The 24,104-nt window shown below is 72.0% G+C and carries 22 protein-coding genes; 8 read left to right on the forward strand and 14 right to left on the reverse strand.

Going from position 1 to position 24,104, the window contains the following annotated elements:
- The first annotated feature begins 299 nt into the window (after positions 1-299).
- Positions 300-965: a lysophospholipid acyltransferase family protein gene (locus tag B7R87_RS04475; RefSeq protein ID WP_006350273.1), complete on the forward strand. Its 666-nt coding sequence runs from the start codon at positions 300-302 to the stop codon at positions 963-965.
- Positions 966-1,080: 115 nt separating this feature from the next.
- Here the strand turns inward: B7R87_RS04475 and B7R87_RS04480 are convergent, their stop codons facing one another.
- Entirely contained in the window at positions 1,081-2,625 is a 1,545-nt protein-coding gene (locus B7R87_RS04480) for an MFS transporter (protein WP_006350272.1), read from the reverse strand.
- The gene (locus B7R87_RS04485) at positions 2,622-3,176 is read right to left on the reverse strand and encodes a TetR/AcrR family transcriptional regulator (RefSeq protein WP_040916805.1); all 555 of its coding nucleotides are present in this window, start codon (positions 3,174-3,176) and stop codon (positions 2,622-2,624) included. The genes B7R87_RS04480 and B7R87_RS04485 overlap by 4 nt, the downstream gene beginning before the upstream one ends.
- A 90-nt stretch (positions 3,177-3,266) precedes the next feature.
- Here B7R87_RS04485 and B7R87_RS04490 point away from each other — a divergent pair, with 90 nt between their 5' ends.
- Entirely contained in the window at positions 3,267-3,773 is a 507-nt protein-coding gene (locus tag B7R87_RS04490; protein WP_006350270.1) for an HAD domain-containing protein, read from the forward strand.
- Between the two features lie 128 nt (positions 3,774-3,901).
- Here B7R87_RS04490 and argH read toward each other — a convergent pair whose 3' ends face one another.
- Both argH and B7R87_RS04500 read right to left on the reverse strand, forming a co-directional pair.
- The gene (gene argH, locus B7R87_RS04495; RefSeq protein ID WP_006350269.1) at positions 3,902-5,329 is read right to left on the reverse strand and encodes an argininosuccinate lyase; all 1,428 of its coding nucleotides are present in this window, start codon (positions 5,327-5,329) and stop codon (positions 3,902-3,904) included.
- A gap of 71 nt (positions 5,330-5,400) precedes the next feature.
- A complete protein-coding gene (locus tag B7R87_RS04500) occupies positions 5,401-6,597 on the reverse strand; it encodes an argininosuccinate synthase (protein ID WP_006350268.1) in 1,197 nt (398 codons plus the stop codon).
- Positions 6,598-6,743: 146 nt separating this feature from the next.
- Here B7R87_RS04500 and B7R87_RS04505 point away from each other — a divergent pair, with 146 nt between their 5' ends.
- Positions 6,744-7,508 (forward strand): L,D-transpeptidase family protein, encoded by a 765-nt coding sequence (locus B7R87_RS04505; RefSeq protein ID WP_006350267.1) that lies wholly within the window; start codon positions 6,744-6,746, stop codon positions 7,506-7,508.
- A 74-nt stretch (positions 7,509-7,582) separates the two neighbouring features.
- Here B7R87_RS04505 and B7R87_RS04510 read toward each other — a convergent pair whose 3' ends face one another.
- The 5 genes from B7R87_RS04510 to argC form a co-directional block, all read right to left on the reverse strand.
- Entirely contained in the window at positions 7,583-8,104 is a 522-nt protein-coding gene (locus B7R87_RS04510) for an arginine repressor (protein ID WP_040916808.1), read from the reverse strand.
- 85 nt (positions 8,105-8,189) lie between these two features.
- Positions 8,190-9,380 carry an acetylornithine transaminase gene (locus B7R87_RS04515; protein ID WP_006350265.1) on the reverse strand — a complete coding sequence of 397 codons (1,191 nt, stop codon included), beginning with the start codon at positions 9,378-9,380 and terminating at the stop codon, positions 8,190-8,192.
- Positions 9,377-10,309, reverse strand: a complete 933-nt coding sequence (gene argB, locus B7R87_RS04520; protein WP_006350264.1) for an acetylglutamate kinase — start codon at positions 10,307-10,309, stop codon at positions 9,377-9,379. Before argB ends, B7R87_RS04515 begins: the two co-directional genes overlap by 4 nt.
- Positions 10,306-11,457 carry a bifunctional glutamate N-acetyltransferase/amino-acid acetyltransferase ArgJ gene (gene argJ / locus B7R87_RS04525; RefSeq protein WP_006350263.1) on the reverse strand — a complete coding sequence of 384 codons (1,152 nt, stop codon included), beginning with the start codon at positions 11,455-11,457 and terminating at the stop codon, positions 10,306-10,308. The genes argB and argJ overlap by 4 nt, the downstream gene beginning before the upstream one ends.
- A gap of 79 nt (positions 11,458-11,536) precedes the next feature.
- Positions 11,537-12,565: an N-acetyl-gamma-glutamyl-phosphate reductase gene (argC, locus tag B7R87_RS04530; RefSeq protein WP_006350262.1), complete on the reverse strand. Its 1,029-nt coding sequence runs from the start codon at positions 12,563-12,565 to the stop codon at positions 11,537-11,539.
- A gap of 139 nt (positions 12,566-12,704) precedes the next feature.
- Between argC and B7R87_RS04535 the strand changes: the two genes are divergently transcribed.
- Together B7R87_RS04535 and B7R87_RS04540 are read left to right on the forward strand one after the other, a co-directional pair.
- The gene (locus tag B7R87_RS04535) at positions 12,705-14,087 is read left to right on the forward strand and encodes an SMI1/KNR4 family protein (protein ID WP_006350261.1); all 1,383 of its coding nucleotides are present in this window, start codon (positions 12,705-12,707) and stop codon (positions 14,085-14,087) included.
- A gap of 244 nt (positions 14,088-14,331) precedes the next feature.
- Complete coding sequence (locus B7R87_RS04540) at positions 14,332-14,973, forward strand: LamG domain-containing protein (protein WP_006350260.1); 642 nt, start codon at positions 14,332-14,334, stop codon at positions 14,971-14,973.
- Between the two features lie 38 nt (positions 14,974-15,011).
- On the opposite strand, the gene B7R87_RS04545 is transcribed toward B7R87_RS04540, so the two are convergent.
- From B7R87_RS04545 to B7R87_RS04555, 3 genes are all read right to left on the reverse strand, one after another.
- Complete coding sequence (locus B7R87_RS04545) at positions 15,012-16,634, reverse strand: N,N-dimethylformamidase beta subunit family domain-containing protein (RefSeq protein WP_187144583.1); 1,623 nt, start codon at positions 16,632-16,634, stop codon at positions 15,012-15,014.
- Between the two features lie 271 nt (positions 16,635-16,905).
- Positions 16,906-17,316, reverse strand: a complete 411-nt coding sequence (locus tag B7R87_RS04550) for a hypothetical protein (RefSeq protein ID WP_006350258.1) — start codon at positions 17,314-17,316, stop codon at positions 16,906-16,908.
- Entirely contained in the window at positions 17,247-18,866 is a 1,620-nt protein-coding gene (locus B7R87_RS04555; protein WP_130585307.1) for an MFS transporter, read from the reverse strand. Before B7R87_RS04555 ends, B7R87_RS04550 begins: the two co-directional genes overlap by 70 nt.
- A gap of 65 nt (positions 18,867-18,931) precedes the next feature.
- Here B7R87_RS04555 and B7R87_RS04560 point away from each other — a divergent pair, with 65 nt between their 5' ends.
- On the forward strand, positions 18,932-19,576 hold the full coding sequence (locus B7R87_RS04560; protein ID WP_233168765.1) for a CGNR zinc finger domain-containing protein: 645 nt from the start codon (positions 18,932-18,934) through the stop codon (positions 19,574-19,576).
- A 251-nt stretch (positions 19,577-19,827) separates the two neighbouring features.
- On the opposite strand, the gene B7R87_RS04565 is transcribed toward B7R87_RS04560, so the two are convergent.
- The gene (locus B7R87_RS04565) at positions 19,828-21,264 is read right to left on the reverse strand and encodes an aminotransferase-like domain-containing protein (RefSeq protein WP_040916799.1); all 1,437 of its coding nucleotides are present in this window, start codon (positions 21,262-21,264) and stop codon (positions 19,828-19,830) included.
- Here B7R87_RS04565 and B7R87_RS04570 point away from each other — a divergent pair.
- Positions 21,263-22,192: a DMT family transporter gene (locus B7R87_RS04570; RefSeq protein WP_063838412.1), complete on the forward strand. Its 930-nt coding sequence runs from the start codon at positions 21,263-21,265 to the stop codon at positions 22,190-22,192. The genes B7R87_RS04565 and B7R87_RS04570 overlap by 2 nt on opposite strands.
- Before the next feature lie 229 nt (positions 22,193-22,421).
- Positions 22,422-22,616 (forward strand): DUF1918 domain-containing protein, encoded by a 195-nt coding sequence (locus B7R87_RS04575; protein WP_006350254.1) that lies wholly within the window; start codon positions 22,422-22,424, stop codon positions 22,614-22,616.
- Positions 22,617-22,740: 124 nt separating this feature from the next.
- Here B7R87_RS04575 and B7R87_RS04580 read toward each other — a convergent pair whose 3' ends face one another.
- On the reverse strand, positions 22,741-23,994 hold the full coding sequence (locus B7R87_RS04580; RefSeq protein ID WP_130585308.1) for a glycoside hydrolase family 10 protein: 1,254 nt from the start codon (positions 23,992-23,994) through the stop codon (positions 22,741-22,743).
- Between the last annotated feature and the right edge of the window lie 110 nt (positions 23,995-24,104).

The raw sequence follows: 24,104 nt of genomic DNA on the forward strand, positions 1-24,104 counted from the left end.
ACGGCCCGACGCTAGGGAGTGCCGCGGTACGGGTGGCGGCTCCCCGGCGAACGGCGGTCGAACACATGTCAACACGGAGTATCGGTGTGTATCGAGTCCGTGAACCCGACGTGCGGGGAGGGCAGAGCCGCGAGTATGGTCCTCACCTGCGCGGACCACAGTGGTTCACGCGCCGACAGACCAGCACCGCACCAGCACCTGCACCTGCACCTGCACCTGCACCACCTGCTGTACCGACCGATCCGCCACCCGATCCGACACCGAACCAAGGTCACCGCCGGAGGCCCCCGTTGTCCCGCATGTCGCTCATCAAGGCCGTCCTCGGACCGGTCCTGCGCCTGATGTTCCGGCCCCGCGTGGAAGGCGCGGAGAACATTCCCGGCACCGGCCCGGTCATCCTGGCGGGCAACCACCTCACCTTCATCGACTCGATGGTGCTGCCGCTGGTCTGCTCCCGGCCGGTGTACTTCATCGGCAAGGACGAGTACGTGACCGGAAAGGGCGTCAAGGGCAGGCTGATGGCCTGGTTCTTCACCGGTGTCGGCATGGTCCCCGTGGACCGGGACGGGGCGAACGGCGGTGTCGCCGCGCTCAACACCGGCCGTCGGCTGCTGGAGCAGGGCAAGATCTTCGGCATCTACCCCGAGGGCACCCGCTCCCCCGACGGCCGGCTCTACCGGGGCCGCCCCGGGATCGCCCGGCTCACCCTGATGACGGGTGCGCCCGTGGTGCCGTTCGCCGTCATCGGCACCGACAAGCTCCAGCCCGGCGGTTCGGGGCTGCCCCGGCCCGGCCGGGTGACCGTCCGCTTCGGTGCGGCGATGGAGTTCTCCCGGTACGAGGGCATGGGCCGGGACCGCTACGTTCTGCGGGCCGTCACGGACTCGGTGATGGCCGAGGTGATGGCGCTCTCCGGGCAGGAGTACGTCGACATCTACGCCACCAAGGCGAAGAAGGCCGCCTGACCGCCCCGGGCACGCACCACGGCAGAGAGCCGGGCCGGAACCTCGTGGGGTTCCGGCCCGGCTCTCTGTCTGTGCGGCCCGTTCGGTCCGTTCGGTCCGTTCGCAGGCTACGGCGTCACGGGTGCTCGACGCCGTCCTCCAGCTTCTGGCCCCGCAGCAGGAACCAGGCCGCGACGGCGGTCGCGAACAGCACCGCCGAGCCGACCGCGCCGGCCATGTGGAAACCGTCGGCGAAGGCGTCGCGGGCGGCGGACAGCAACTCCGCACTCTGCTCGGGCGGCAGCACCGCCGAGGCCTCCGCGGCCCCGCCCAGGGACTCACGGGCCCCCTCCGCGACCTCCACCGGCACCCCCTCCGGCACGGTGAAGCCCCGGTAGACACCGGTGACGACCGAGCCCAGTACGGCGATACCGAGGGCGGCACCCAGTTCGTATGCGGTCTCCGACACCGCGGACGCGGCACCGGCCTGCTCCTTGGGCACGCTGGACAGGATCACGTCCGCCGTCACGGTGAAGGCGAAGCCGGCACCGAGACCACCGATGAACAGGGCGACACCGATCGCGGGGGCGCCGGTGCTCGCGCTCAGCACCGTACAGCCCGCGAGGGCGGCGCCGACGGCCGCCAGACCACCGGCGACGGTGCCCCGGACGGAGAACCGGCGGGCCACGAAACCGGCCAGCAGACCCGCTCCCACGGCGCCGATCGCCGCGGGCAGTTCGATCAGACCGGCCTCCAGTGGCGACCTGCCCTGCACCAGCTGGAGGAACTGCGACAGGAAGAACACCAGCCCGGAGAGGCCGAGGATGGTCAGCAGATCCGCCAGTACGGCACCGGAGAAGCCCCGGTTGCGGAAGAGCCGGACGTCCAGCAGCGGCGACGGCAGGGTGAGCTGCCGGCGGACGAACCACACCAGGGCCGTCGCTCCGAGGGTCCCGGCCAGCAGCGCCCCGGCGCCGAAGCCGTGCACGGCCAGCTCCTTGATGGAGTACACCGAGGCGATCATGCCCACGAGGGAGAGGACGACGCTGATCGGGTCCCAGGGGCCGGGGTTGGGGTTGCGCGACTCCGGGAGGAGCTTCACACCGATGAGGACCAGCAGCGCCATCACCGGCAGGTTGATCAGAAAGACCGAGCCCCACCAGAAGTGCTCCAGCAGCACACCGCCGACCAGCGGGCCGACCGCGGCACCGGCGGAGGCCGCGGCGCCCCAGATACCGACCGCAATGCTGCGCTCCCGGGCGTCGTGGAAGAGGTTCCGGATCAGCGCCAGCGTGGACGGCATCAGGGTCGCACCGGCGACACCGAGCAGGGCCCGGGCGAGAATCATCATCTCGGGGCTGGTGGCATAGGCGTTGAGGACGGAGACCGCGCCGAACGCGACCGCACCCGTCAGCAGCAGCTTCTTCCGGCCGATCCGGTCACCCAGACTGCCCATGGTGATCAGCAGACCGGCGATGACGAAGGAGTAGACGTCGCCGATCCACAGGAGCTGGGTACCCGAGGGCTGCAGATCCTCACTCAGATACGGTGTGGCCAGACCGAGTACGGTGGCGTCGACCGCCACCAGCAGTACGGCCAGTACCAGGACGCCGAGGGCGACCCAGCGGCCGGGGGCCTTGGTGATCTCCTCCGTCTTCGTCAGGCGGACGGTACCGGTCACTTCTCCACACTCCGTCGGGTGACACCACCGAGCAGCAGCTCGGTGATCATGAACGTATAGTCGCGGGCGGCGATCCGGCCGGACTGGACGGCCCAGGCGGCCGAGCTGACCAGCCCGAAGAGGGCCTCGGTGATCCAGGCCGCCGTGAGGTCGATCCGGAACACCCCCTCTTCCTGGCCCCGCTGCACCAGCGCCACAATGCGCCGGTCCGCCCGCTGCCAGCCCTCGTGGACGTCCTCGCCCTCGAAGAGCTGGTTCTCGGTGATCAGGAACGAGAGCAGATGGGCGCAGCGCTCGGACTCCGCGACCAGGCGCCGCAGCGCATCGGCCGCGCTGCCCTCGTCGAGCTTCGCGGCTTCGATCGCCGTCTCCAGCTCCCGCAGTCCGTAGTCCTCCAGCGCCCGCACCAGGGTGTCCCGCCCGGCGAAGTGCCGGTGCAGGGTCGCCCGGCCGATCCCGGCCGCCCGGGCGACCTCGTCCATGGTCGCGCTCCCCTTCCGGGAGAGAAGGGCGGCGGCAGCCCGCAGAACCTGCTCACGATCAACAGTCATGAGACAAGACTAGCCGATGTGAGACATGAATGTCTCATTCGATATGTCGACGCCCCGCGCGAGGGGGGCGATTCTTGGAAGGATGTGGTGATGAAACCGCTGCTGTTGATCGACGTCGACGGCCCGCTCAATCCGTACGGGGCGAAGCCGGAGCGGCGCCCTGCGGGCTATGCGACCCATCGGATGCGGCCCGAGGGCTGGCGGGAGAAGAAGCCGCTGCGGGTCTGGCTGAATCCGGGGCACGGGGGCGAGCTGCTTCTGCTTGCGGACCGCTTCGAGCTGGTGTGGGCGACGACCTGGAAGGGCGAGGCGAACCGTTGGATAGCTCCGCCGCTGGGGCTGCCGGAGCTGCCGTACATCGACTGGCCGGTGATGCACGGCGGGTCGCCGCGCGGCACCTTCTGGAAGACGCGGTACGTCCTCGACTATGCGGCGGGGCGGCCGTTCGCCTGGGTGGATGACGAGATCACCGAGCTGGACCGGGAGTTCGTGGAGCAGAAACACCTGGCCGCCGCCCTGCTCCTCCGTATCGACCATCGAATCGGGCTGACGGGGCCGGATTTCAAGGCGTTGGAGGAGTGGGCGGCGGCGCTGTAGGCAGTGAGTGACCGTGGCAGCCGGTCCTGGAGGAGCGCTCCGGCTGTCCAGGGCTACTTGTTCGGCGCGGCTCCTGCATGCCGGAGCTACTTGGTTGGGCTGCTGCTCGGTGGGGCTCCTTGGCGCGGCTACTGCTTGGCGGCGGTCCAGGCGTGCTGGATCAGCAGGTCTGCCTTGACCTCGGCCAGCTGGACGGCGACCGCGGAGGGGGCGGTGCCGCCCCGGCCGTTGCGGGAGGCGAGAGCGCCGGAGACCTGGAGCACGCTCCGGACGTCCGGGGTGAGGTGCTCCGAGATCTTGGCGAACTGTGCATCGGTGAGCTGGTCCAGCTCGATGCCCTGCGTCTCGCACTCCTTGACGCACTCCCCCGCCACCTCATGGGCGACCCGGAACGGCACTCCCTGCCGCACCAGCCACTCCGCGATATCGGTGGCCAGGGAGAATCCGGCGGGGGCCAGCTCTTCCATCCGCTCACGGTGGACGGTGAGGGTCGCCATCATTCCCGTGAAGGCCGGGAGCAGTACTTCCAGGGTGTCGCAGGAGTCGAAGACGGGCTCCTTGTCCTCCTGGAGATCGCGGTTGTAGGCGAGGGGCAGCGCCTTCAGGGTGGCCATCAGTCCGGTGAGGTTGCCGATGAGCCGGCCGGACTTGCCGCGGGCCAGTTCGGCGATGTCCGGGTTCTTCTTCTGCGGCATGATCGACGAGCCGGTGGAGAAGGCGTCGTGGAGGGTGACGAAGGAGAACTCCTTCGTGTTCCAGATGATGATCTCCTCGGCGATCCGGGAGAGATTGACGCCGATCATCGCGGTGATGAAGGCGAACTCGGCCACGAAGTCGCGGGAGGCGGTGCCGTCGATGGAGTTTCCGGCGGAGCCCCGCTCGAAGCCGAGGTCGGCGGCGACGGCTTCGGGGTCGAGGCCGAGGGATGAGCCGGCCAGGGCGCCGGAGCCGTAGGGCGATACGGCGGTCCGCTCGTCCCACTGCCGCAGTCGCTCGGCGTCCCGGGAGAGGGACTGCACATGGGCGAGGACATGGTGGGCGAAGAGCACCGGCTGGGCGTGCTGGAGGTGGGTACGCCCGGGCATGGCGACCTCGGGGTGGGCCTCGGCCAGGCCCACCAGCGCGTCCTGGAGTTCGGCGATCAGCCCCCCGATGATCCGGGCATGGTCGCGGAGGTACATCCGGAAGAGGGTTGCGACCTGGTCGTTGCGGGAGCGGCCGGCCCGGAGCTTGCCGCCCAGCTCGGGGCCGAGGCGCTCCAGCAGTCCGCGCTCCAGCGCCGTATGAACGTCTTCGTCGGCGATGGTGCCGGTGAAGGAGCCGTCGGCGACGTCGGTCTCCAGCTGGTCGAGTCCGGCGATCATCCGGGTGAGTTCGTCACGGGTGAGCAGCCCCGCCTTGTGGAGCACCCGGGCATGGGCGCGGGATCCGGCGATGTCGTACGGCGCCAGCCGCCAGTCGAAGTGGACGGAGGCGGACAGCTTGGCCAGGGCCTCGGCCGGACCGTCGGCGAACCGGCCGCCCCAGAGCCGGACGTCACCGTTGTTGCTGCTCACAGCTTGAGCTCCTCTGACGTGGGGCCGCCGCCTCCCCCGGAGAGCGGGGAGGCGGGGCCGGGTGGAACGGATCAGGCGTTCAGATCACGCCGGGCGGCGATCTTCGCCGAGAGGCTGAAGATCTCGATGAAGCCCTGGGCCTTCGACTGGTCGAAGGTGTCACCGGTGTCGTAGGTGGCGAGGTTGAAGTCGTAGAGCGACTCTTCGGACTTCCGGCCGGTGACCACGGCGCGGCCGCCGTGGAGGGTCATCCGGATATCGCCCGTGACATGCTGGTTGGCCTCGTTGATAAAGCCGTCCAGCGCGCGCTTCAGCGGGGAGAACCACAGGCCGTCGTAGACCATCTCGCCCCAGCGCTGCTCGACCTGCCGCTTGTAGCGGGCCAGCTCGCGCTCGACGGTGACGTTCTCCAGCTCCTGGTGAGCGGTGATCAGGGCGATGGCACCCGGCGCCTCGTAGACCTCGCGGGACTTGATGCCCACCAGTCGGTCCTCGACCATGTCGATCCGGCCGATGCCCTGGGCTCCGGCCCGCTCGTTCAGCTGCTGGATGGCCTGGAGGACGGTGACCGGCTTGCCGTCGATGGCGACCGGGACACCTTCCTTGAAGGAGATGACGACCTCGTCGGCCTCACGGGGCTCGGCGGGGTTGGAGGTGTACTCGTAGATGTCTTCGATCGGGGCGTTCCAGATGTCTTCGAGGAAGCCGGTCTCGACGGCGCGGCCGAAGACGTTCTGGTCGATGGAGTACGGGGACTTCTTGCTGGTGGCGATCGGAAGCTGCTTCTCCTCGCAGAAGGCGATCGCCTTGTCCCGGGTCATCGCGTAGTCCCGGACCGGCGCGATGCACTTGAGGTCGGGGCCGAGCGCGGTGATCCCCGCCTCGAAGCGCACCTGGTCGTTGCCCTTGCCCGTGCAGCCGTGGGCGACGATGCCCGCATTGTGCTTGCGGGCGGCGGCGACCAGGTGCTTGACGATGGTGGGCCGGGAGAGGGCGGAGACCAGCGGGTAGCGGTCCATGTAGAGAGCGTTGGCCTTGATCGCCGGGAGGCAGTACTCGTCGGCGAATTCGTCCCTGGCGTCGGCCACCTCGGCCTCGACCGCACCGCAGGCGAGCGCGCGCTTGCGGATGACGTCGAGGTCCTCGCCGCCCTGGCCGACGTCGACGGCGACGGCGATGACCTCCGCGCCCGTCTCCTCGGCGATCCAGCCGATGGCGACGGAGGTGTCCAGACCGCCCGAATAGGCGAGTACGACGCGCTCGGTCACGGGCTTCTCCTTAACGATGCATTCGGTGATGGCATAAGTATGCATGATCCCGTATGTTTCGTCAACGCCCCCGTTCGGGGGTGTGCGGGCCCGGACGGACCGGCTCGGGACGCGGGGCCCGCGGGGTGTGCGTACGGTCGGGAGACATGCGCCGTCGCCTCCTTCCGCTCTCCGTCCTGTTGCTGCTCACGGCCGGGACGGTCGCGTTCTCCCCGCCGCCCGCGCCGCTCGCGGCGCCCCCGTCGGCGGCCGTACCGGGACCGGCGGAACCGGCTCCGGAGACTCCTCTGCCGGAGCGGATGGCGGATACCGGCGGGGGTACGCAGCTGATCACCGCGGTGGCGCCCGATACGGGGTCCACGACGGGCCGGGTGGTGTGGTGGGACCGGGGAGCCGACGGACGGTGGACCGAGGCGGGGTCGGCGCCCGCGCGGTTCGGGGCGAACGGGCTGGTGGCGGGCGGCGAGCGGGTGCAGGGCACCTCGACCACTCCGACGGGGCTGTACGACCTGCCGTACGCCTTCGGTCTCTCGCCCGCGCCGGAAGGGGCCGGTTTTCCCTACCGGCAGGTGACCGACCGGTCGTACTGGTGCCAGGACAACGACTCCGCCGAGTACAACCGCTGGGTGGAGGGCCTGCCGCCGGACTGCCGGGCGGCGGAGGCGGAGCATATGGCCGACTACGGCGTTCAGTACGCCCATGGGCTGGTCATCGGCTTCAACTACGACCGGCCGGTGCGCGGCCGGGGGGCCGGGATCTTCCTCCATGTGAACGGGGAGGGTCCGACGGCGGGCTGTGTTTCCGTACCGGCCGAGGACATGGCGCGGATTCTGGTCTGGGCGGATCCCGGGCGGCGACCGCATATCGCCGTGGGAACGGAGTCGGGGCCCACGGCCGTCACGCGTGGATGAGCGTGTCGGCGGTGGGCCCCGTATCCGTCGGCGATTCGTGGGCGATCCGTCGGTGGTCCTTGGGCGGACCGCGGTCAGCGGGCTCCCTGGGCGAGCCGGAGGAGATGGTCGGCGAGCGCCTGGCCGCCGACCGGGTCCCGGCTGATCAGCATCAGGGTGTCGTCCCCGGCGATGGTGCCGAGGATGTCGTGCAGTTCGGCCTGGTCGATGGCGGAGGCGAGGAACTGCGCCGCTCCCGGTGGGGTGCGGAGCACCACCAGGTTCGCCGATGCCTCTGCGGAGATCAGCAGTTCGCCGGAGAGCCGGCGCATGCGCTCTTCTTTGGCGGACTCTCCCAGGGGGGCCTGGGGGGTCCGGAAGCCTCCTTCGCTGGGGACCGCGTAGATCAGCTCACCGCCGGTGTTGCGGATCTTGACGGCTCCCAGTTCGTCGAGGTCCCGGGAGAGCGTCGCCTGGGTGACGCTGAGCCCGTTGTCCGCGAGCAGCTTGGCGAGCTGGCTCTGGGAACGCACCGGCTGGCGGTTGAGGATGTCCACGATCCGCCGGTGGCGGGCCATCCGGGTCTGCGGTACCGCGGGTCCGCCGGCCTCGGCCATCTGTGCTGCCACCGCGGCCGCCTGGATATCGCGGGCGTCCCTGGCGTCCTGTGCCGCACTGTCTCGCGCCTCGGTCATCGTCGTCTCATTCCCCGTTCTGTCCTTCCGCCTGGTCCAGAATGCCGGGCAGTGCCTGGAGGAGGGCGTCCACCGCCTCCTCTCCGATGGTCAGTGGCGGCATCAGCCGTACGACATCGGGGGCGGGGGCGTTGACCAGGAACCCGGCGCCCTGAGCCGCCTTCTGCACCTGGGGTGCGAGGGGCTCCTTGAGCACGATACCCAGCAGGAGTCCGGCACCGCGGACATGGGACACCTGTGGGTGGTTCAGCGATTCGACTCCGCTGCGGATCTTCTCACCGAGGCGTTTGACCTCGTCGAGGAGGCCTTCGGCCGCGATGGTGTCGAGGACGGCCAGTCCGGCGGCGCAGGCGACGGGGTTGCCGCCGAAAGTGGTGCCGTGCTGTCCGGGCTTCAGCAGGTCGGCGGCCGGGCCGAAGGCGAGGGTGGCGCCGAGGGGCAGTCCGCCGCCGAGTGCCTTGGCGAGGGTGACGATATCGGCCTCGACGCCTTCGGCCTGGGCCGCGAACCAGTGGCCGGTTCGGCCGATGCCGGTCTGTACTTCGTCGAGGACGAGGAGCGTGCCGGTGGCCCGGGTGATGTCGCGGGCTGCGGTGAGATAGCCCTTGGGCGGGGTCACCACGCCGTTTTCGCCCTGGATGGGTTCGATGATCACCAGGGCGGTGTCCTCGGTGACGGCGTCGCGCAGCGCTTCCGCGTCCCCGTAGGGCACATGGGTGACATCGCCGGGGAGCGGGAGGAAGGGCTGTTGTTTGGCGGGCTGGCCGGTGAGGGCGAGGGCGCCCATGGTGCGTCCGTGGAAGCCGCCGTGGGTGGCGACCATATGCCGGCGGCCGGTGAGCCGGCCGATCTTGAAGGCGGCTTCGTTGGCTTCGGCACCCGAGTTGCAGAAGAAGACCCGGCCCGGACGGCCGGACAGCTGGATCAGCCGTTCGGCGAGGGTGACGGGGGGTTCTGCGATGAAGAGGTTGGAGATATGGCCGAGGGCGGAGATCTGGCGGGTGACGGCCTCGACGACGGCGGGGTGGCCGTGGCCGAGGGCGTTGACCGCGATTCCGCCGACGAAGTCGAGGTAGGCCGTGCCGTCGGCGTCGTGGACCGTGGCCCCTTCGCCGTGGGTGAGGGCGAGTCCGGGGGTTCCGTAGTTGTCGGCCATGACGTCCCGCCAGCGCTGGACGTTCTCGTGGTTGGTGGTCATACGGCTGTTTCCCCCTGATTCCCCGGGGTGCCGGGGGTGGCCCGTCCATCGGGCACGACCATGGTGCCGATGCCTTCGTCGGTGAAGATTTCCAGCAGGATGGAGTGCTGGACGCGGCCGTCGATGACGCGTGCGGTCTGCACTCCGTTGCGTACGGCGTGGAGGCAGCCCTCCATTTTGGGGACCATGCCGCTGGAGAGGTCGGGCAGGAGCTTCTCCAGCTCGGTGGCGGTCAGTCTGCTGATCACTTCGTCGCTGTTCGGCCAGTCCTCGTAGAGGCCTTCGACGTCGGTGAGGACCATCAGGGTTTCCGCGCCAAGCGCCGCAGCGAGTGCCGCAGCCGCCGTATCAGCATTGACGTTGTAGACATGTCCGTCGTCCTCTGCGCGGGCGATCGACGAGACGACGGGAATCCGGCCGTTCTCCAGGAGGGCTTCGACGACTCCGGTGTCGATTGCGCTGATCTCGCCGACCCGGCCGATGTCGACGAGTTCGCCGTCGATGGTGGGCCGGTGTTGGGTGGCGGTGATGGTGTGTGCGTCTTCGCCGGTGATGCCGACGGCGAGGGGGCCGTGTTGGTTGAGCAGTCCGACCAGTTCACGCTGCACCTGGCCGGCGAGGACCATCCGGACGACGTCCATGGCTTCGGGGGTGGTGACGCGCAGTCCGGCCTTGAACTCGCTGTCGAGGCCGTGCCGGTCGAGCTGGGCGCTGATCTGGGGGCCGCCGCCGTGGACGACGACGGGCTTGAGCCCGGCGTGGTGGAGGAAGACCACGTCCTGGGCGAAGGCGGCTTTGAGGTCGTCGTCGACCATGGCGTTGCCGCCGAATTTGATGACGACGGTCTTCCCGTGGTGGCGGGTCAGCCAGGGCAGGGCCTCGATGAGGATCCGGGCCTTGGGGAGCGCGGTGTGCTTCCGGGTGCTCATGAGCTGTAGGCGCTGTTCTCGTGGACGTAGTCGGCGGTGAGGTCGTTGGTCCAGATCACCGCGGACTCGGATCCGGCGGAGAGGTCGGCGGTGATGCCGACCTCGCGGTAGCGCATGTCGACGAGGTCCCGGTCTTCCCCGAAGGAGCCGTTCTTGCAGACCCAGACGCCGTTGATGGCGACATTGAGCCGGTCGGGGTCGAATGCGGCGCCGGTGGTGCCGATGGCGGAGAGCACTCGGCCCCAGTTGGGGTCCTCGCCGTGGATGGCGCATTTGAGGAGGTTGTTCCGGGCGATGGAGCGGCCGACTTCGACGGCGTCGGCTTCGGTGGCGGCGCCGATGACTTCGATCCGGATGTCCTTGGAGGCTCCTTCGGCGTCGCCGATGAGCATGCGGGCGAGGTCGTCGCAGACGGTGCGCACTCCGGCGGCGAAGTCCTCGTAGCCGGGGGTGGTGCCGGAGGATCCGGAGGCGAGCAGCAGCACGGTGTCGTTCGTGGACATGCAGCCGTCGGAGTCGACCCGGTCGAAGGTGGTCCGGGTGGCGTCGCGCAGGGCGCGGTCGAGGGTGGCGGAGTCCAGGTCGGCGTCGGTGGTGAGGACGACGAGCATGGTGGCGAGCCCGGGGGCGAGCATGCCCGCGCCCTTGGCCATACCGCCCACGGTCCAGCCGTCGCCCCGGTGGACGGCGGTCTTGTGGACCGTGTCGGTGGTCTTGATGGCGATGGCGGCCTTCTCCCCGCCGTCGGTGTCGAGCTGCGCGGCGGCGGTGTCGAGGCCGGGGAGCAGCTTGTCCATGGGGAGCAGGGTGCCGATGAGGCCGGTGGAGGCCACGGCGATCTCGCCCGCGCTGTGTCCGAGCAGTTCGGCGGCCTTCTCGGCGGTGGCGTGGGTGTCCTGGAAGCCCTGGGGGCCGGTGCAGGCGTTGGCTCCGCCGGAGTTGAGGACGACGGCGGTGACGGCGCCGCCCTTGAGGACCTGCTCGGACCAGAGGACCGGAGCGGCCTTGACGCGGTTGCTGGTGAAGACGCCCGCGGCGGCGTGGCGGGGCCCGGTGTTGACGACGAGAGCCAGGTCGGGATTGCCGTTCTGCTTGATTCCTGCCGCGATGCCCGCGGCGGTGAATCCTTGCGCTGCGGTGACGCTCACTGGGTCTCCTCTGTGGCGGCGACAGCCGCGGATGTGTTCCAAGTTTCGGTATCGGTGTCGGTTGCGGTGGCGCTGGTCCTCATGGGGCGACGCCGATCGCGGAGAGACCGGTCCCCTCGGGCAGTCCGAGTGCGATGTTCATGCTCTGGACGGCGCCGCCCGCGGTGCCCTTGGTGAGGTTGTCGATGGCGCTGATGGCGATGATCCTGCCCGCGGCCTCGTCGAGGGCAACCTGAACCTGTGCCGCGTTGGAGCCGTAGACGGAGGCGGTCGCGGGCCACTGTCCGGCCGGGAGCAGATGGACGAAGGGCTCGTCGGCGAAGGCCTTCTCATAGGCGGTCCGGACGTCCGCCGCGGTCGTGCCGGGAAGGGCTCTGGCGGAGCAGGTGGCGAGGATGCCGCGGGCCATGGGGGCGAGGGTGGGGGTGAAGGAGACCGTGACCGGCCGGCCTGCGACGGCACTGAGGTTCTGGATCATCTCGGGGGTGTGCCGATGGCCGCCGCCCACGCCGTACGGGCTCATGGAGCCCATGACCTCGGATCCCAGCAGATGCGGCTTGGGGGCCTTTCCGGCGCCGGAGGTGCCGGAGGCGGCGGTGATCACGGCATCGGGCTCGGCCAGCCCCGCCCCGTACGCCGGGAAGAGCGCGAGGGATACGGCGGTGGGATAGCACCCGGGCACGGCGATCCGCTTGGCCCCGGCGAGCCCCGGGCGGGCGCCGGGCAGCTCGGGCAGTCCGTAGGGCCAGGTCCCCGCGTGGGCGGACCCGTAGAACTTCTCCCAGTCTGCGGCGGACTCCAGCCGGAAGTCGGCGCCCATGTCGATCACCAGCGCCTCGTCGCCCAGCTGCTCGGCAACGGCCGCCGACTGCCCGTGGGGCAGTGCGAGGAAGACGACGTCGTGCCCCGAGAGCACCTCGACCGTCGTCTCCTGCAGCACCCGGTCCGCCAGGGGCACGAGATGCGGCTGCAGCGCACCGAGCGTCTGCCCGGCGTTCGAGTGCGCCGTGAGGGCACCCACCTCGACACCGGGGTGCGCCGACAACAGCCGGAGCAGCTCCCCGCCCGCGTACCCGCTTGCGCCTGCTACCGCGACACGTACCACCATCGAACCCTCCTCGTCGATGGCATGACTATACGCAGCGCCGAACTTTTATGCAATCACTCGAATGGCCGACACCGCCGGGACGGGCGGCGGTGTCGGTGTTGCTCGGTGGCGCGTCAGTGGCGCCTCGTACGGTCGGCGCATGACCGACAACATCCCTTCATCCGCGCCGGTGTTCGCCTTCACGACCTGGGAGCCGGTGCTGCGGCTGCTCCGCGCCGGCCGGGCGGCCCGGAGCGGTGGGCCTCCGGTTCGGGTGGTGGGGCGCATCGGGCGGGGCTCGTGGAGCCTGGACCTGGTGCGGCCCGGCCCGGGGCCGGGAGGTGCGGCGCGGGTCGAGGGCGTGCAGGACGAGATGGACGCGGTGGACCGGGTCCGGGGCGCGCTGGAGGCGGTGGGGGCCGAAGAGGTCTCGTTCTGCGCGGAGATCGCGGCCGACGGCCGGACCGCGCTCCAGCTGATCGGGCCGAGTTCCGCGGTGGAGTCCGCGGCCGGGGGTACGGGTCCGGGGGTGCTGCTGCTGGTCGAGGGGGCCGTTCCCGCCCCCCGGCGCCGGCTTCCCGCATCCGCACCCGGGGCGGTGGCGGCTCCTTCGGCGGATCCCGGGCTGCTGGAGCGGACGCTGCGGGAGCGGTTGCCCGATGCCGTCGGGGCGACGGAGGCAGAGCTCGCAGCGGCGGAGGAGCGTCTCGGTATCGCGCTGCCCGCGGAGCTGAAGGCGCTGTACCGGGCCACCCGGGCCCGCCGGGCGGACCGGCCCGCTTCGAAGATCTTCCGGGCGGTGGGCTGCGAGCTGCTCGAACCGGACCGGGTGCATATCGCGGACCCGTCGTCCCGCCCCTGGTCCTGGGCGTCCGCTGCGCTGGACGCGTCCGGCGCCCGGCCCGGTGACGCGGTACAGGGGCTGGTCGGGTCACCGGGGTGGATCGTGTTCGGGGACACCGGTGGCGGGGACCGGCTGGCGATCGACCTGACGCCGGGCGCGGGGGGACATATCGGCCAGATCATCGTCATCTCGCACGAGGAGAACATCGGCGCCGGGCTCGTCGCCGACTCCCTCACGGACCTGGTGCTGGGCCGGCACAGCGCGGGCGGCGCGGTGCGGGAGCCCGGTCCCGAGCCGGTGGCCTGGGTGAACGAGCGGTCCGTGCGGAGCGTCGAGGCCGCAGCGCACCCCGGGCTGGAGGTGCTGTCCCTCGGGGTGTGGGAGGGGGAGCCGTTCAGTCTCGCCCCGGTCGTCGGGCTGCCCGGACTGCGGACGCTGTCCGCGCATCCGGGGACGCTTGCCGACCCCCGGGAGATCGCCGGTCTCACCGGGCTGGAGTTCCTCGAACTCGGCCCCGCGGACTGGCGGGTCCTGCTGGACGCGGGAGCCGTTCCCCGGAGTCTTCTCGCCGCCGGGATCGAGGACTACGGCCGGGATCCGCTGCCGAACGTGGACCTGGCGAATGAACTCCTGGCCCTCTGGGGCCGGCCGCCGATCATCCGGAGGGCGGTGAAGGGAGACCTCGGGCCGCCGGGGTAGCACCTCCGGCCGTGCGCCGCAGCGCACTCCCGAGCACTCCCGAACACTTCACTGTCGCCCTGTGTCACCAATTCGTGTCATTGCGTAAGGGCTTCGGCATGGGTGGTGACGGCGCGGGCAGAACCCGGATCGGGGACTGATCGACTGTTTGTACGGGAGGTGCGCGGTGCTGGTGACCGGATTCGAGAGGTTGAGGCGTTGGTGGCCGCTGCCCGGCGGGGGCGGCGGCCCGGGGGGCGGTGAGGTGGTCTTCACCGCGGACTTCGCGTCGGCCTCCCAGTGGGTCGCGGGACGTTCCTGGGCCTATCCGGGGGGCGGTCCGGAGAATCCGGGGGACAACAAGCTGGACCATCTGGTGGAGGATCCCGCGTACAGCCGGGGCGGGGTGTTCCGGGCGACCCGGCGGGAGGACGGCAAGTGGGACGCGGGGCTGCTCACGACGGAGGGCAGTGAGGAAGGCTTCATGGTGCGCGCCGGTGATGTGCTGGAGGCGCGGGTGAAGCTGCCGGTGGAGATGGGGGCCTGGCCGGCGATCTGGACCTGGCGCGACGGCGGCCAGGAGATCGACGTCTTCGAGTACCACCCGGACAATCCCGATCTGCTGGAGCTGTCGAACCGGGTCCGGGGCGGGCAGCGCTACTACCGGGATCCGGCGATCGAGCCCGGCGGCTGGGTCGATCTGCTGGTGGAGTTGGGGGCCCGCTCGGTGGTGTGGTGGGTCAACGGCCGACGGGTGTACGCGGACTACCGGGGCGTGGGGAGACGCTGGCAGGCGTATCTCATCGTCAATCTCTCGGTCTGCGCGGGGCGCTATCACCCGGCTCCGGATCCCGCCGTTTCGGAGATGTCGTACGAGGTGGAGGGGCTGGTGGTGCGGCGTGGGTAGCGAACTCCGCGGAGGTGGAGCGCCGGGGTCCGGGATCGTCAGGCCGGGTACAACGTGGCGACGTTGTCCCTGGGGTGTGGCCGGACGGTCGCCGCCGGGCCCTCGGCGAAGGCGCGGAGCAGATTCTCCGTGGTCCGGGTGGTGAAGGCTCCGGTACGGGCGTCCATGGCGTGGTTGCGTCCGTTCTCGGTGGTCCCGGCCATCAGCCCTTCGACCCAGCGCATCGTGCCGGACGAGAAGACTCCGGCACCGCTCGGGGCCGTGTAGTAGGAGGAGTCGGCGTGGCTGGGCCGGCCGCGGCACACCAGGGGTGAGTGGGCGAGGATCTCCAGCGGCCGGGGGGTGGGCATATCGGTCATCACCCGGTCGTACTCGACACCCACCAGATGGTCGAAGCGGTCTCCCCGCCGTACCCCCGTGCCCTCGAACAGCCAGTGGTCGGGGCTGTGGACGACATAGGGCGCATCGACGGGAAAGCCCTCGTAGAGAACGCCGACGAGCCGGGACTCGGGGTCGGGCGCGGGATCCTGGCGGAAGTCGTTGGTGGGAAAGCGGGGATGGGAGGCGAGGTAGGGATCACGGCGGTAGTCGGTCTTGTAGCAGACGACGGTGCGGAGTTCGCCGGGCGGTCCCTCCTCCGGGCGGATCCGCCGGTAGCAGCAGTTGGCACCGAGGAAGGCGAGATTGGTCCCGGCGTCCCGGGCGCCGGTGACCCGTTGCCGCTGTTCCGGTGTCCAGTACTCGTCGTGGCCGAGGGAGAGGAGGGCGCGGGCGCCGCGCAGGGCGTCGGGGTCGCGGTGGACGTCGAGTCCCGTGGTGTAGGCGAGGGGGATGCCGAGCCGTTCGGCGAGGACGACGAGGGCGCGCTCGTAGGCCAGGAACTTCTCGGCCCCGTCGGCGTTGTAGGGCCGGTCGAAGGAGACGGCGTAGGCGCGGGAGCCGTAGGAGCCGTCACGGCCGCGGTAGAGGTCGTAACCGCCCCAGGTGTTGTACGCCTGCCAGGTCGCGACGGCGTGCATCACCACGGTGCGGCCCTCGGCGCTCGGGGAGCGCACGACGAGGGGGATGTAGCGCTGGTGGCCGTGGTCCGCGTCGAGACGGAGCAGATAGGCGCCCGGTGGCCAGCCGTCGGTGCGGACGGTGGTGGTGCGCGGCCAGTCCGCCCGGACGGTCCGGGTGTCGGGGAGGAAGCGGGCGGCCGGTGCGCGGCGGCCGGGGAGCCGGTCCGAGCGCCAGACGAGGCGGGCCCTGGCGCCTCCGTACCAGCCGATGCGGTAGGCGGAGACGGTGAATCCGGGTGCGGTGGTGGAGACGTGGAGGCCGAATGCGCCGCCGGGTGGTACGGCCGTGCGGTCGGTATAGCCCTCGACGGCGTCGGGCGGGCCCTGGGAGGTGATCCGCCAGTCGGCGTCTCCGGGGCGGTCGCGTTCCGCCCGCTCGGCGGCCGCGCTGGTCTCACCGGCTCCGGTGCGATCACGCCGGGGTGCCGTGGTCGGCGGGCCGCCGGGACCGGTGTCGCAGGCGGTGGCCGCGGTGGCGATACCGGCCGCGCCCGCCGCCGCGGCACCGAGGAAGCGCCGCCGGTCCAGTCCGCCGCGTGGCTCCCCGGCGGCCTTCGCCGTGCCGTCCGCCGGTGGTGGCCGGTGGTCGCCGTCGTCCACGAGCACTCCTGTGCGTCGGTCCGGTCCTCGCCTTTCGGTGATCGTCCAACGGGGTGGAGGGGGGCGCAAAAACGGTTCCGCCGGATGGCCGCCGGGGGATCCGGCGGGGACCGGAGGCCGCCCGGCGGGGCTTCGCCGATCGCGCCGGGACCCGGCCCGGTGGCCCGGCCGGGTCTGCGGGAGCAGTCGGCGCGGGCAGCCGGGCGGCTCGGGCCCTTGGAGCGTCAGGGCCGTGGAGGAGGTGACGGGGCGGCGGCGGGAGTCCGGTGGATCAGCATTCGACAGTGACCTCGGTGGGGGCCCGGTCGGCCGTGAAGTGGACGGCGGGCCAGTAGCCGTCGAGCATCCGGCCGCCCGTCTCCGTGTAGTGGAGGGCGAATCCGCCGTCCTCGCGGACGACGAGTTCGGCGGGGTGCATGGTCGCGATGAACTCGGCCCGGTCGTCGTCCGTGTCGGACGGTTCCGCTCCCCACTGCCAGAGATGGTCGACGGCGGTACGGCGGACGGTGTCGAAGTCGGTGAGCAGGTCCCGCACCCGGGGCAGCAGGGCGTCGAGTATCTGCGCGGAAGGGCCGCCGGGCCCGGTGCCGGGCGTGGCGTCGAAGGAGACCGTCAGTTCCCGGTCCCCGGCGACGCGGACCGTGACCCATCCGGTGTCGGCGAAGTCGTCGGTGTGGAGCATGGTGGCCTCCCGGGCGGGGTGTTGGTCACGGGTGTCGTACCGCGGTCTCGTCGTCCCATTCTTCCGTCCCGGCGGCGGCCACGGCCGGAGAGGGGGAGGACGGCGAGGAGCTGGACGATCGCGGCGGCCGTCAGGGCGATCGCCGGGGAGTGGGCGGCGAGAGGTCCGGCGGCGGCCGCGCCGACCGCGAAGCCGGTGATCTTCAGACTGGCTCCGGTGGTGAAGATCTGGGCGCGCAGCCGTTCCGGCGCTTCCCGGTGGCGGATCGCGAAGAGCGCGGTGAGCTGCGGCCCCTCGCCCGCGCCGAGGAGAACGGCACCGGCGACGACGGCGAGGGGGTGGTACGTGGCCATGAGGGCGAGGGCGGTGGCGAGCAGGGCCGTGCTCGCCGCGAGCACCGTCTCGGGGCGCGGCGGCGTCCGGCGGCGGGCCGACAGGGCGTTGACGGCAAGGGCGTTGGCGGCGAGGGCGGACGCCGCGACGACGGCGAGCAGGAGCGTCCCGTGGCCGGGGTCGCCCAGCACCTGTGCCCCGAGGAACGGCGCGCAGACGAGGAAGGTGCCCTGGCCCGCGCAGGAGAGGACGGAGGAGGCGGTGGCCCGGGACAGGGGTCCGGTTTCCGCGATCGCCCGGAATCCCGCGGCCAGTTCGGTGCGGACGGACGGCCGGTGCGGAGTCTCCGGCCCGGTCCGCGCCTCCCGGGCGGGTGCGGGGGACGGGCCGGAGGGAGCGTCGGCGGGGGCCGGGGGGACGGGAGCCTTCGCGGAGACGCATGCGGATGTGGAGGCGGAGGCGGATGTGGAGGCGGAGGGGACGGTGCGCGGTCGGGGTCCGGTGAGGTGGAGGGCCGCGGGCACTGCCGTCGCGACCAGGGCAGCGGAGACCACGACCGCGGTGCCCGCGCCCGCGAACAGGGCGGTGCCCCCGGCGAGGAGAGGGCCGAGGAGCCCGGCGGCGTTGAAGGTCATCGCGTCGAGCGTGTTCGCCCGGTCGAGCCGGTCCGCCCGTACGACGCCGGGAAGCCGGGAGGTCCAGCCGCCGGCGACGGCGGGTCCGAGGAGTCCGGCGAGCACGGCGACCGCGAGGGTCGGCCCGATGGGTGCCCGGCCCAGACAGAGCAGGATCACCAGGAGGGCCAGGGCGTATCCGGCGAGAGCCCCGGCGAGGAGCCTGCCGGGACGGGCGGACCGGTCCAGCAGGGCGCCGAGGAGCGGCCCGCCCGCCGCCGCGGCGACGGTGACGGCGGCCAGGAGCGTGGACGCCGTCACGGCGGAGCCGGTGGTGGCGAGACCGGCGAGCAGCAGGGCGGGCCCGGACATCTCGTCACCGGTGCGGGCGACCACCGCTCCTGCCGTGTACTGCGCGAGCCCGTACGACCGCCGGTCGCCGGGGGCGGCCCCGCGCTCGGTTGCGTCGTGCGGCGCCGATGGACCGTCGTGCGGCGCGGGTCGGCCGTGGCGGGGTGCGCGGCTGCCGGTCCGGGCGGGACCGGTGCGGTGCCGGGCGTACCGCCGCAGGTCGGAGCACCACCATCCGTAACGCTTCTGCATGCGCAGCACGTTACGCGGGTAACTCAAACATTCACCAGATGCGTTACATGCGCTACGGTCTCCGCATGGTCTCGGCAGATACTCCGGCCCTTGGCGGAAACCGGCGCGACGGCTGGTCGGCCCGGCATTCCGTGGCGGCGGTCGCCGCCCGTACCGCCGCTCTCGTCAATGCGCTGTCCGGCCCCCGGGTCCCGGCACCGGACGAGGTGGCGGCGGTACTGCGCGCCCACGGCGAGCAGGTGGCAAACGGGCTGTCCGGCCGGGACGTCGCCCAGTTGCGCGAGGCCGCGGAGAAGCTGCGCGCGGTGTTCGCGGCCGACGACGTCGATACGGCCGCGGAGCGGCTCAACGCGCTGCTGCCGCTGAGCGCCGGACCGCTGCGGCTGACGTCGCACGGCGGCGCATCGCCCTGGCACCCTCATCTCGACAGCCATGACGACGCACCGTGGGGCGAGTGGCTGCTGGCCTCCTCGTCCCTGGCCCTGACCGTCCTGGTCTGGGACCGGCAGCGGCCGCCCGGCGGTATCTGCGCCTCCCCCGCGTGCGAAGACGTCTTCCTGACGCAGGGCAGCGGCCCCGTCCGCCGCTACTGCTCCCGTCGCTGCGCGACCCGGGAGCGGGTCGCGGCCCACCGGCGCGCCGGACGGATCCGCGGCGCGGCGCCCCCGGACGGCACCGGGGAGCCCGGGCGGCGCCTCGACCGGCCCTGACGCAGGGGCGGACCGGCCGCGCCACTGCGGTGCGGCCACAACGCAGCGGCTTGAGCCCCGGGGCCACGGGCTCGCCTCGGCCGCCGAGAGGTGTTCGCTCAGCGCGTGCCCGGGCGTACTCCGCGCCGTACCGGTGGCGCCCGGGCCCGCACCGGAGCGCTTGGTTGCGGCACTCCGGCCGACGACGCGCCTCCGCTGTCGGGCGGCCTTGCCCGGCCGTCGTCCGACGGCTCCGGGACGCCGCCCGGCCCTCAGCCGCGGACCTCGTCGTACGCGGTGCGCAGCCGCCGCACCCCCTCGGTGAGTTCCGCGGGCGCCGCGACGGCCGCGAAGCTCAGGCGCAGATACCCGGCCGGGGGCTCGGCGCAGTAGTACGGCCGCCCCGCCGTGACCGCCACGCCCGCCCGCAGCGCCGCCGAGTGCAGGGCGAGTTCGTCGGTGCCGTCCGGCAGCCGCAGCCACAGATGGTGGCCGCCGTACGGGACGGAGGTGAGGGCGAGTTCGGGCAGGGTGCCGGTGACCGCGGCGGCAAGGGTGTCGCGGCGGCCCTTCAGCGCGGCGGCGAGGGAACGGAGGTGGCGGTTCCAGGCGGGCGCGCCGACGAGTTCGAGGGCGGCCTCCTGGAGCGGGCGGGCGACGAAGAAGCTGTCCACGACGTGGATGGCGCGCAGGCGTTCGAGTACGGGTCCGCGGGCCGCGAGCATGCCGACGCGCAGGCTCGGGGAGCAGACCTTGGTCAGCGAGCCGACATGGACGACGACGCCGTCCGGATCGTCGGCGGCGAGCGGGCGCGGCAGCGGGGGCGCGTCCTCGTGGCCGAGGCGGTTCGCGAAATCGTCCTCGACGACGAAGGCGCCCGCGGCGCGGGCGATCCTCAGTACCTCGGGGCGCCGGTCGGCGTGGAGGACGGCGCCGGTGGGGTTCTGGAAGCGGGGCTGGCAGACGAAGACCTGGGCGCCGGTGGCTTCGAAGGCGGCGGCGAGGAGTTCCGTACGGACGCCGTCCCTGTCGACCGGTACCGGTACGGGCCGGACCCCCGCGGCCCTGGCGATGGCGAGGAGCCCGGGGTAGGTCGGGGATTCGACGAGGACGGGGGCGCCGGGCGGGGCGAGGGCGCGCAGGGCGGTGGTGAGCGCGGACTGGCCGCCGGCCGTCACCAGGACGTCGGCGGCGGTCAGCGGGGCGCCGATGCCCCGGGCGAACCACTCCCGGAGTTCGGGCAGTCCGTCGGTGGGCGGCCGGCCCCAGGCGCCGGGGCGCCGTGCGGCGCGGGCGAGGGCTGCGGACAGGGCGCGCTCGGGCTGGAGGGTGGGGTGGAGGTAGCCGCCGTTGAGTTCGATGACGCCCGCCGGGGGCGCGGCGAGGGTGGCGAGGACTCCGGAGGCGTCGACCGACCGCGGTACGGATTCGGCGGCGGTGGCGGCGCTCAGGCTCACCTCCTGCCAGGAGGTGTCCCCGGCGGGCGCGGTCGCGGACGGCCGTTCGGCGCGGAAGGCGCCTGCTCCGGGCCGGGTGACGACGAGGCCTTCGGCGGCGAGGCGGGCGAGCGCGCGGGTGACCGTCACCGGGGAGACCCGATAGCGCTCGACCAGGGTCCGACTCGATGGCAACTTTCCACCCGGTGAGTAGCGGTCGAGTTCATCCCGCAGGGCATTGGCCAGTTCGACCACACTGCTACTCTCATTCATGAGAGCACAGAATAGCGCTATCGCTTCCGCGCCGATAGCAGTCGGCACCCCGCCGGGCCCCCGGCGGAGCGGGGACCGGGCGGGTACGGCCCTCGCGGCCACCGGCGTGGTCGCCTTCTCCCTCACTTTTCCGTCCACGGTATGGGGGCTGGACTCCTTCGGCCCCTGGTCACTGGTCTCGCTGCGCAGTGTGCTCGCGGCGCTGGTCGCCGGTGGTTTTCTGCTGGCGTTCCGCGTTCGGCTGCCGGAGCGGCGCCACTGGGGTTCGCTGCTGGTGGTTGCGGGCGGTGTGGTGGTCGGTTTTCCGCTGCTGACGACCCTCGCGCTCCGGTCGTCCAGTACCTCGCACGCGGCGGTGGTGGTGGGGCTGCTGCCGCTGACGACCGCGGTCTTCGCCGCGCTGCGCACCGGCCGCCGCCCGTCCCGGGCCTTCTGGCTGGCGGCGCTGGCCGGTGCCGCCGTGGTGATCGTCTTCACCGTGTCGCAGAGCGGCGGCGCGCTGCAGGTCGCGGACCTGTATCTCTTCGGCGCCCTGCTGGTGTGCGCGGCCGGTTATACGGAGGGCGGGCGGCTGGCGGCGGAGCTGCCGGGCTGGCAGGTCGTCGGCTGGGCCCTGATCTTCTGTCTGCCGCTCGCCGTCGCGGGTTCGGCGGTGGCGCTGGCGTACGAGCCGGTGCGGCTGACCGCGCAGGGCGTGGCCGGGCTGGCCTGGGTGGCCTGCGGTTCCGCCTTCTTCGGCCTGTACGTCTGGTATCGGGGCATGGCGGCGATCGGCATCCCCCGGGCGAGTCAGTTGCAGTTGGCGCAGCCGCTGCTGACGCTGGTCTGGTCGGTCGCCCTGCTGGGCGAGGACCTGGCCCCCGCGGCGCCGGTGGCGGCGGTGGCGGTGCTGGTCTGCATCGCGGCGACCCAGCGGGCACGTACCTGAGGCACGGGCGTCCGGGGGCGGGCCGGGACGGCGGAGGGGCGATCCGAGAGAGGACCGGACCGCGACCGGAACCGCGGAGGTACGGTCGGCCCACCGGAAGGTCGGGACAGCGAAGGTACGGTCCGCGGGAGGCCGGACCGCAACCGGAACAGCGGAGGTACGGTCCCCGGGGCGGCCGTAGACTCGGAAGCACACGGACCACCACCCGGCTTCGAGGAGGTCACTCCCGATGCATGCGAACGTGGGCGACAAGCTGCTGGTGCACGGCAGGACCGTGGGGCACCACGACCGGGTCGCCGAGGTCGTCGAGGTGCTCGGCGAGCACGGCGGGCCGCCCTTCCGCGTACGGTTCGAGGACGGCCACGAGACCGTGATGTCCCCCGGGCCCGATACGGTCGTCCGGCCCCACGAGCCCGTCGCCTGATCCGCTCCCCGGCCCGCACGGGCCGACCGGTGTCCGGCCGCGATCCGTCCCGGCCGGTTGTGGGTGCGCCCTAGAGGTGCGGGCCGACCGGACCGGAGGCGTTCCCGGTCGGCCCCGACAACCGCTACGGCACCGGCACCCGGCTCGGATAGTGGTCCGCCACCACCCGCGCCATCGCCCCGATCCGGTCGGCCCCGACCTCCTTCGCCGAGAAGAAGCAGTGGCCCCGCACCTGCGCGTACTCCCCCGCCAGGGTCAGATGCCGGGACAGCTCGGCCGGATCCTGCCAGGGCGCGCCCTGCCCCGGATCGCCCGCCTTGTAGAGGGCCTCACCGATGTAGAGGTCCACGCCGGTGCCCTTGACCAGCGTGTTCCACCAGGGCACGAGCTTGGCGTAGTCGGCTGCGGCGAAGCCGATGTTCCAGTAGATCTGCGGGACGACGTAGTCGATCCACCCCTCCTTGACCCAGGTGCGGGTATCGGCGTGCAGATCGTCGTACGTCTGGATACCGCCGCGGGTGTCGGAGCCGCGCGGATCGGTGGAGGCGTTGCGCCAGACGGCGAACGGGCTGATCCCGAAGGCGACGCCGGCCCTGGTCTCCTTGATGCGCTCCGACATCTCCCGCACCAGCCGGTCGATGTTGTCGCGCCGCCAGGCGGCCTTGGAGGCGAAGCCGCTGCCGTAGCGGGCGAAGGTGGCTTCGTCGCCGAAGGTCTGTCCGGCCACCGGGTAGGGGTAGAAGTAGTCGTCGAAGTGGACGCCGTCGATGTCGTAGCGGCGTACGGCGTCGATCATGGCGTTCTGGACGAAGGCGCGGACCTCGGGAACCCCCGGGTTGTAGTAGAGCTTCCCCCCGTACGGAAGCACCCAGTCCGGGTTGCTGCGGGCGGGGTGCCCGGCGGCGAGCCGGGTGGGGTCGGTGTGGGTGGCGACCCGGTACGGGTTGAACCAGGCGTGCAGCGCGAGGCCCCGCCGGTGGGCCTCGGTGACGGCGGTGCCGAGCGGGTCCCAGCCGGGGTCCCGGCCCTGGACGCCGGTCAGATACTGCGACCAGGGCTCGTACGGGGACGGCCAGAACGCGTCCGCGGCGGGCCGGACCTGGAAGACCACGGCATTGAGCCGGCGGGCGACGGCCGTGTCGAGCTGTGCGATCAGCTCCGCCCGCTGCTGGGCCGCGGTCAGCCCGGACCGGGAGGGCCAGTCGCGGTTGGTGATGGTCGCCAGCCACATGCCCCGGAACTCCGGGGAGTCGGCGGCGCGTCCCCCCGCGGCCGGGGCCGGGGCACCGCGCGGCACCGCGGCCGCGTCCCCGGCGGTGGCCAGCCCCGCCATCATCCCGGCCGCGGCCATGAACCCTCTTCTGCTGATACGTCCCATACGCCCTGTCGCCTTTCTGTTCCGGACCCGGCCCGCCCTGCCCTGGTGATCGTGCCCGAAGTGAATCCGGAGTAACGTCGTACAGTCGAGGCGGGCGCCGGAACCATACG

It is taken from the genome of Streptomyces tsukubensis (genome assembly GCF_003932715.1).
Taxonomy (GTDB): domain Bacteria; phylum Actinomycetota; class Actinomycetes; order Streptomycetales; family Streptomycetaceae; genus Streptomyces; species Streptomyces tsukubensis.

Excerpts from the sequence above, each read along its gene's own strand:
- B7R87_RS04475 (WP_006350273.1), top strand. The coding sequence starts at position 300 with ATGTCGCTCATCAAGGCCGTCCTCGGACCGGTCCTGCGCCTGATGTTC.
- B7R87_RS04485 (WP_040916805.1), bottom strand. The coding sequence starts at position 3,176 with ATGACTGTTGATCGTGAGCAGGTTCTGCGGGCTGCCGCCGCCCTTCTC.
- B7R87_RS04490 (WP_006350270.1), top strand. The coding sequence starts at position 3,267 with ATGAAACCGCTGCTGTTGATCGACGTCGACGGCCCGCTCAATCCGTAC.
- B7R87_RS04505 (WP_006350267.1), top strand. The coding sequence starts at position 6,744 with ATGCGCCGTCGCCTCCTTCCGCTCTCCGTCCTGTTGCTGCTCACGGCC.
- B7R87_RS04510 (WP_040916808.1), bottom strand. The coding sequence starts at position 8,104 with ATGGCCGAGGCCGGCGGACCCGCGGTACCGCAGACCCGGATGGCCCGC.
- B7R87_RS04515 (WP_006350265.1), bottom strand. The coding sequence starts at position 9,380 with ATGACCACCAACCACGAGAACGTCCAGCGCTGGCGGGACGTCATGGCC.
- argB (WP_006350264.1), bottom strand. The coding sequence starts at position 10,309 with ATGAGCACCCGGAAGCACACCGCGCTCCCCAAGGCCCGGATCCTCATC.
- argC (WP_006350262.1), bottom strand. The coding sequence starts at position 12,565 with ATGGTGGTACGTGTCGCGGTAGCAGGCGCAAGCGGGTACGCGGGCGGG.
- B7R87_RS04535 (WP_006350261.1), top strand. The coding sequence starts at position 12,705 with ATGACCGACAACATCCCTTCATCCGCGCCGGTGTTCGCCTTCACGACC.
- B7R87_RS04550 (WP_006350258.1), bottom strand. The coding sequence starts at position 17,316 with ATGCTCCACACCGACGACTTCGCCGACACCGGATGGGTCACGGTCCGC.
- B7R87_RS04555 (WP_130585307.1), bottom strand. The coding sequence starts at position 18,866 with ATGCAGAAGCGTTACGGATGGTGGTGCTCCGACCTGCGGCGGTACGCC.
- B7R87_RS04560 (WP_233168765.1), top strand. The coding sequence starts at position 18,932 with ATGGTCTCGGCAGATACTCCGGCCCTTGGCGGAAACCGGCGCGACGGC.
- B7R87_RS04570 (WP_063838412.1), top strand. The coding sequence starts at position 21,263 with ATGAGAGCACAGAATAGCGCTATCGCTTCCGCGCCGATAGCAGTCGGC.
- B7R87_RS04565 (WP_040916799.1), bottom strand. The coding sequence starts at position 21,264 with ATGAATGAGAGTAGCAGTGTGGTCGAACTGGCCAATGCCCTGCGGGAT.
- B7R87_RS04575 (WP_006350254.1), top strand. The coding sequence starts at position 22,422 with ATGCATGCGAACGTGGGCGACAAGCTGCTGGTGCACGGCAGGACCGTG.
- B7R87_RS04580 (WP_130585308.1), bottom strand. The coding sequence starts at position 23,994 with ATGGGACGTATCAGCAGAAGAGGGTTCATGGCCGCGGCCGGGATGATG.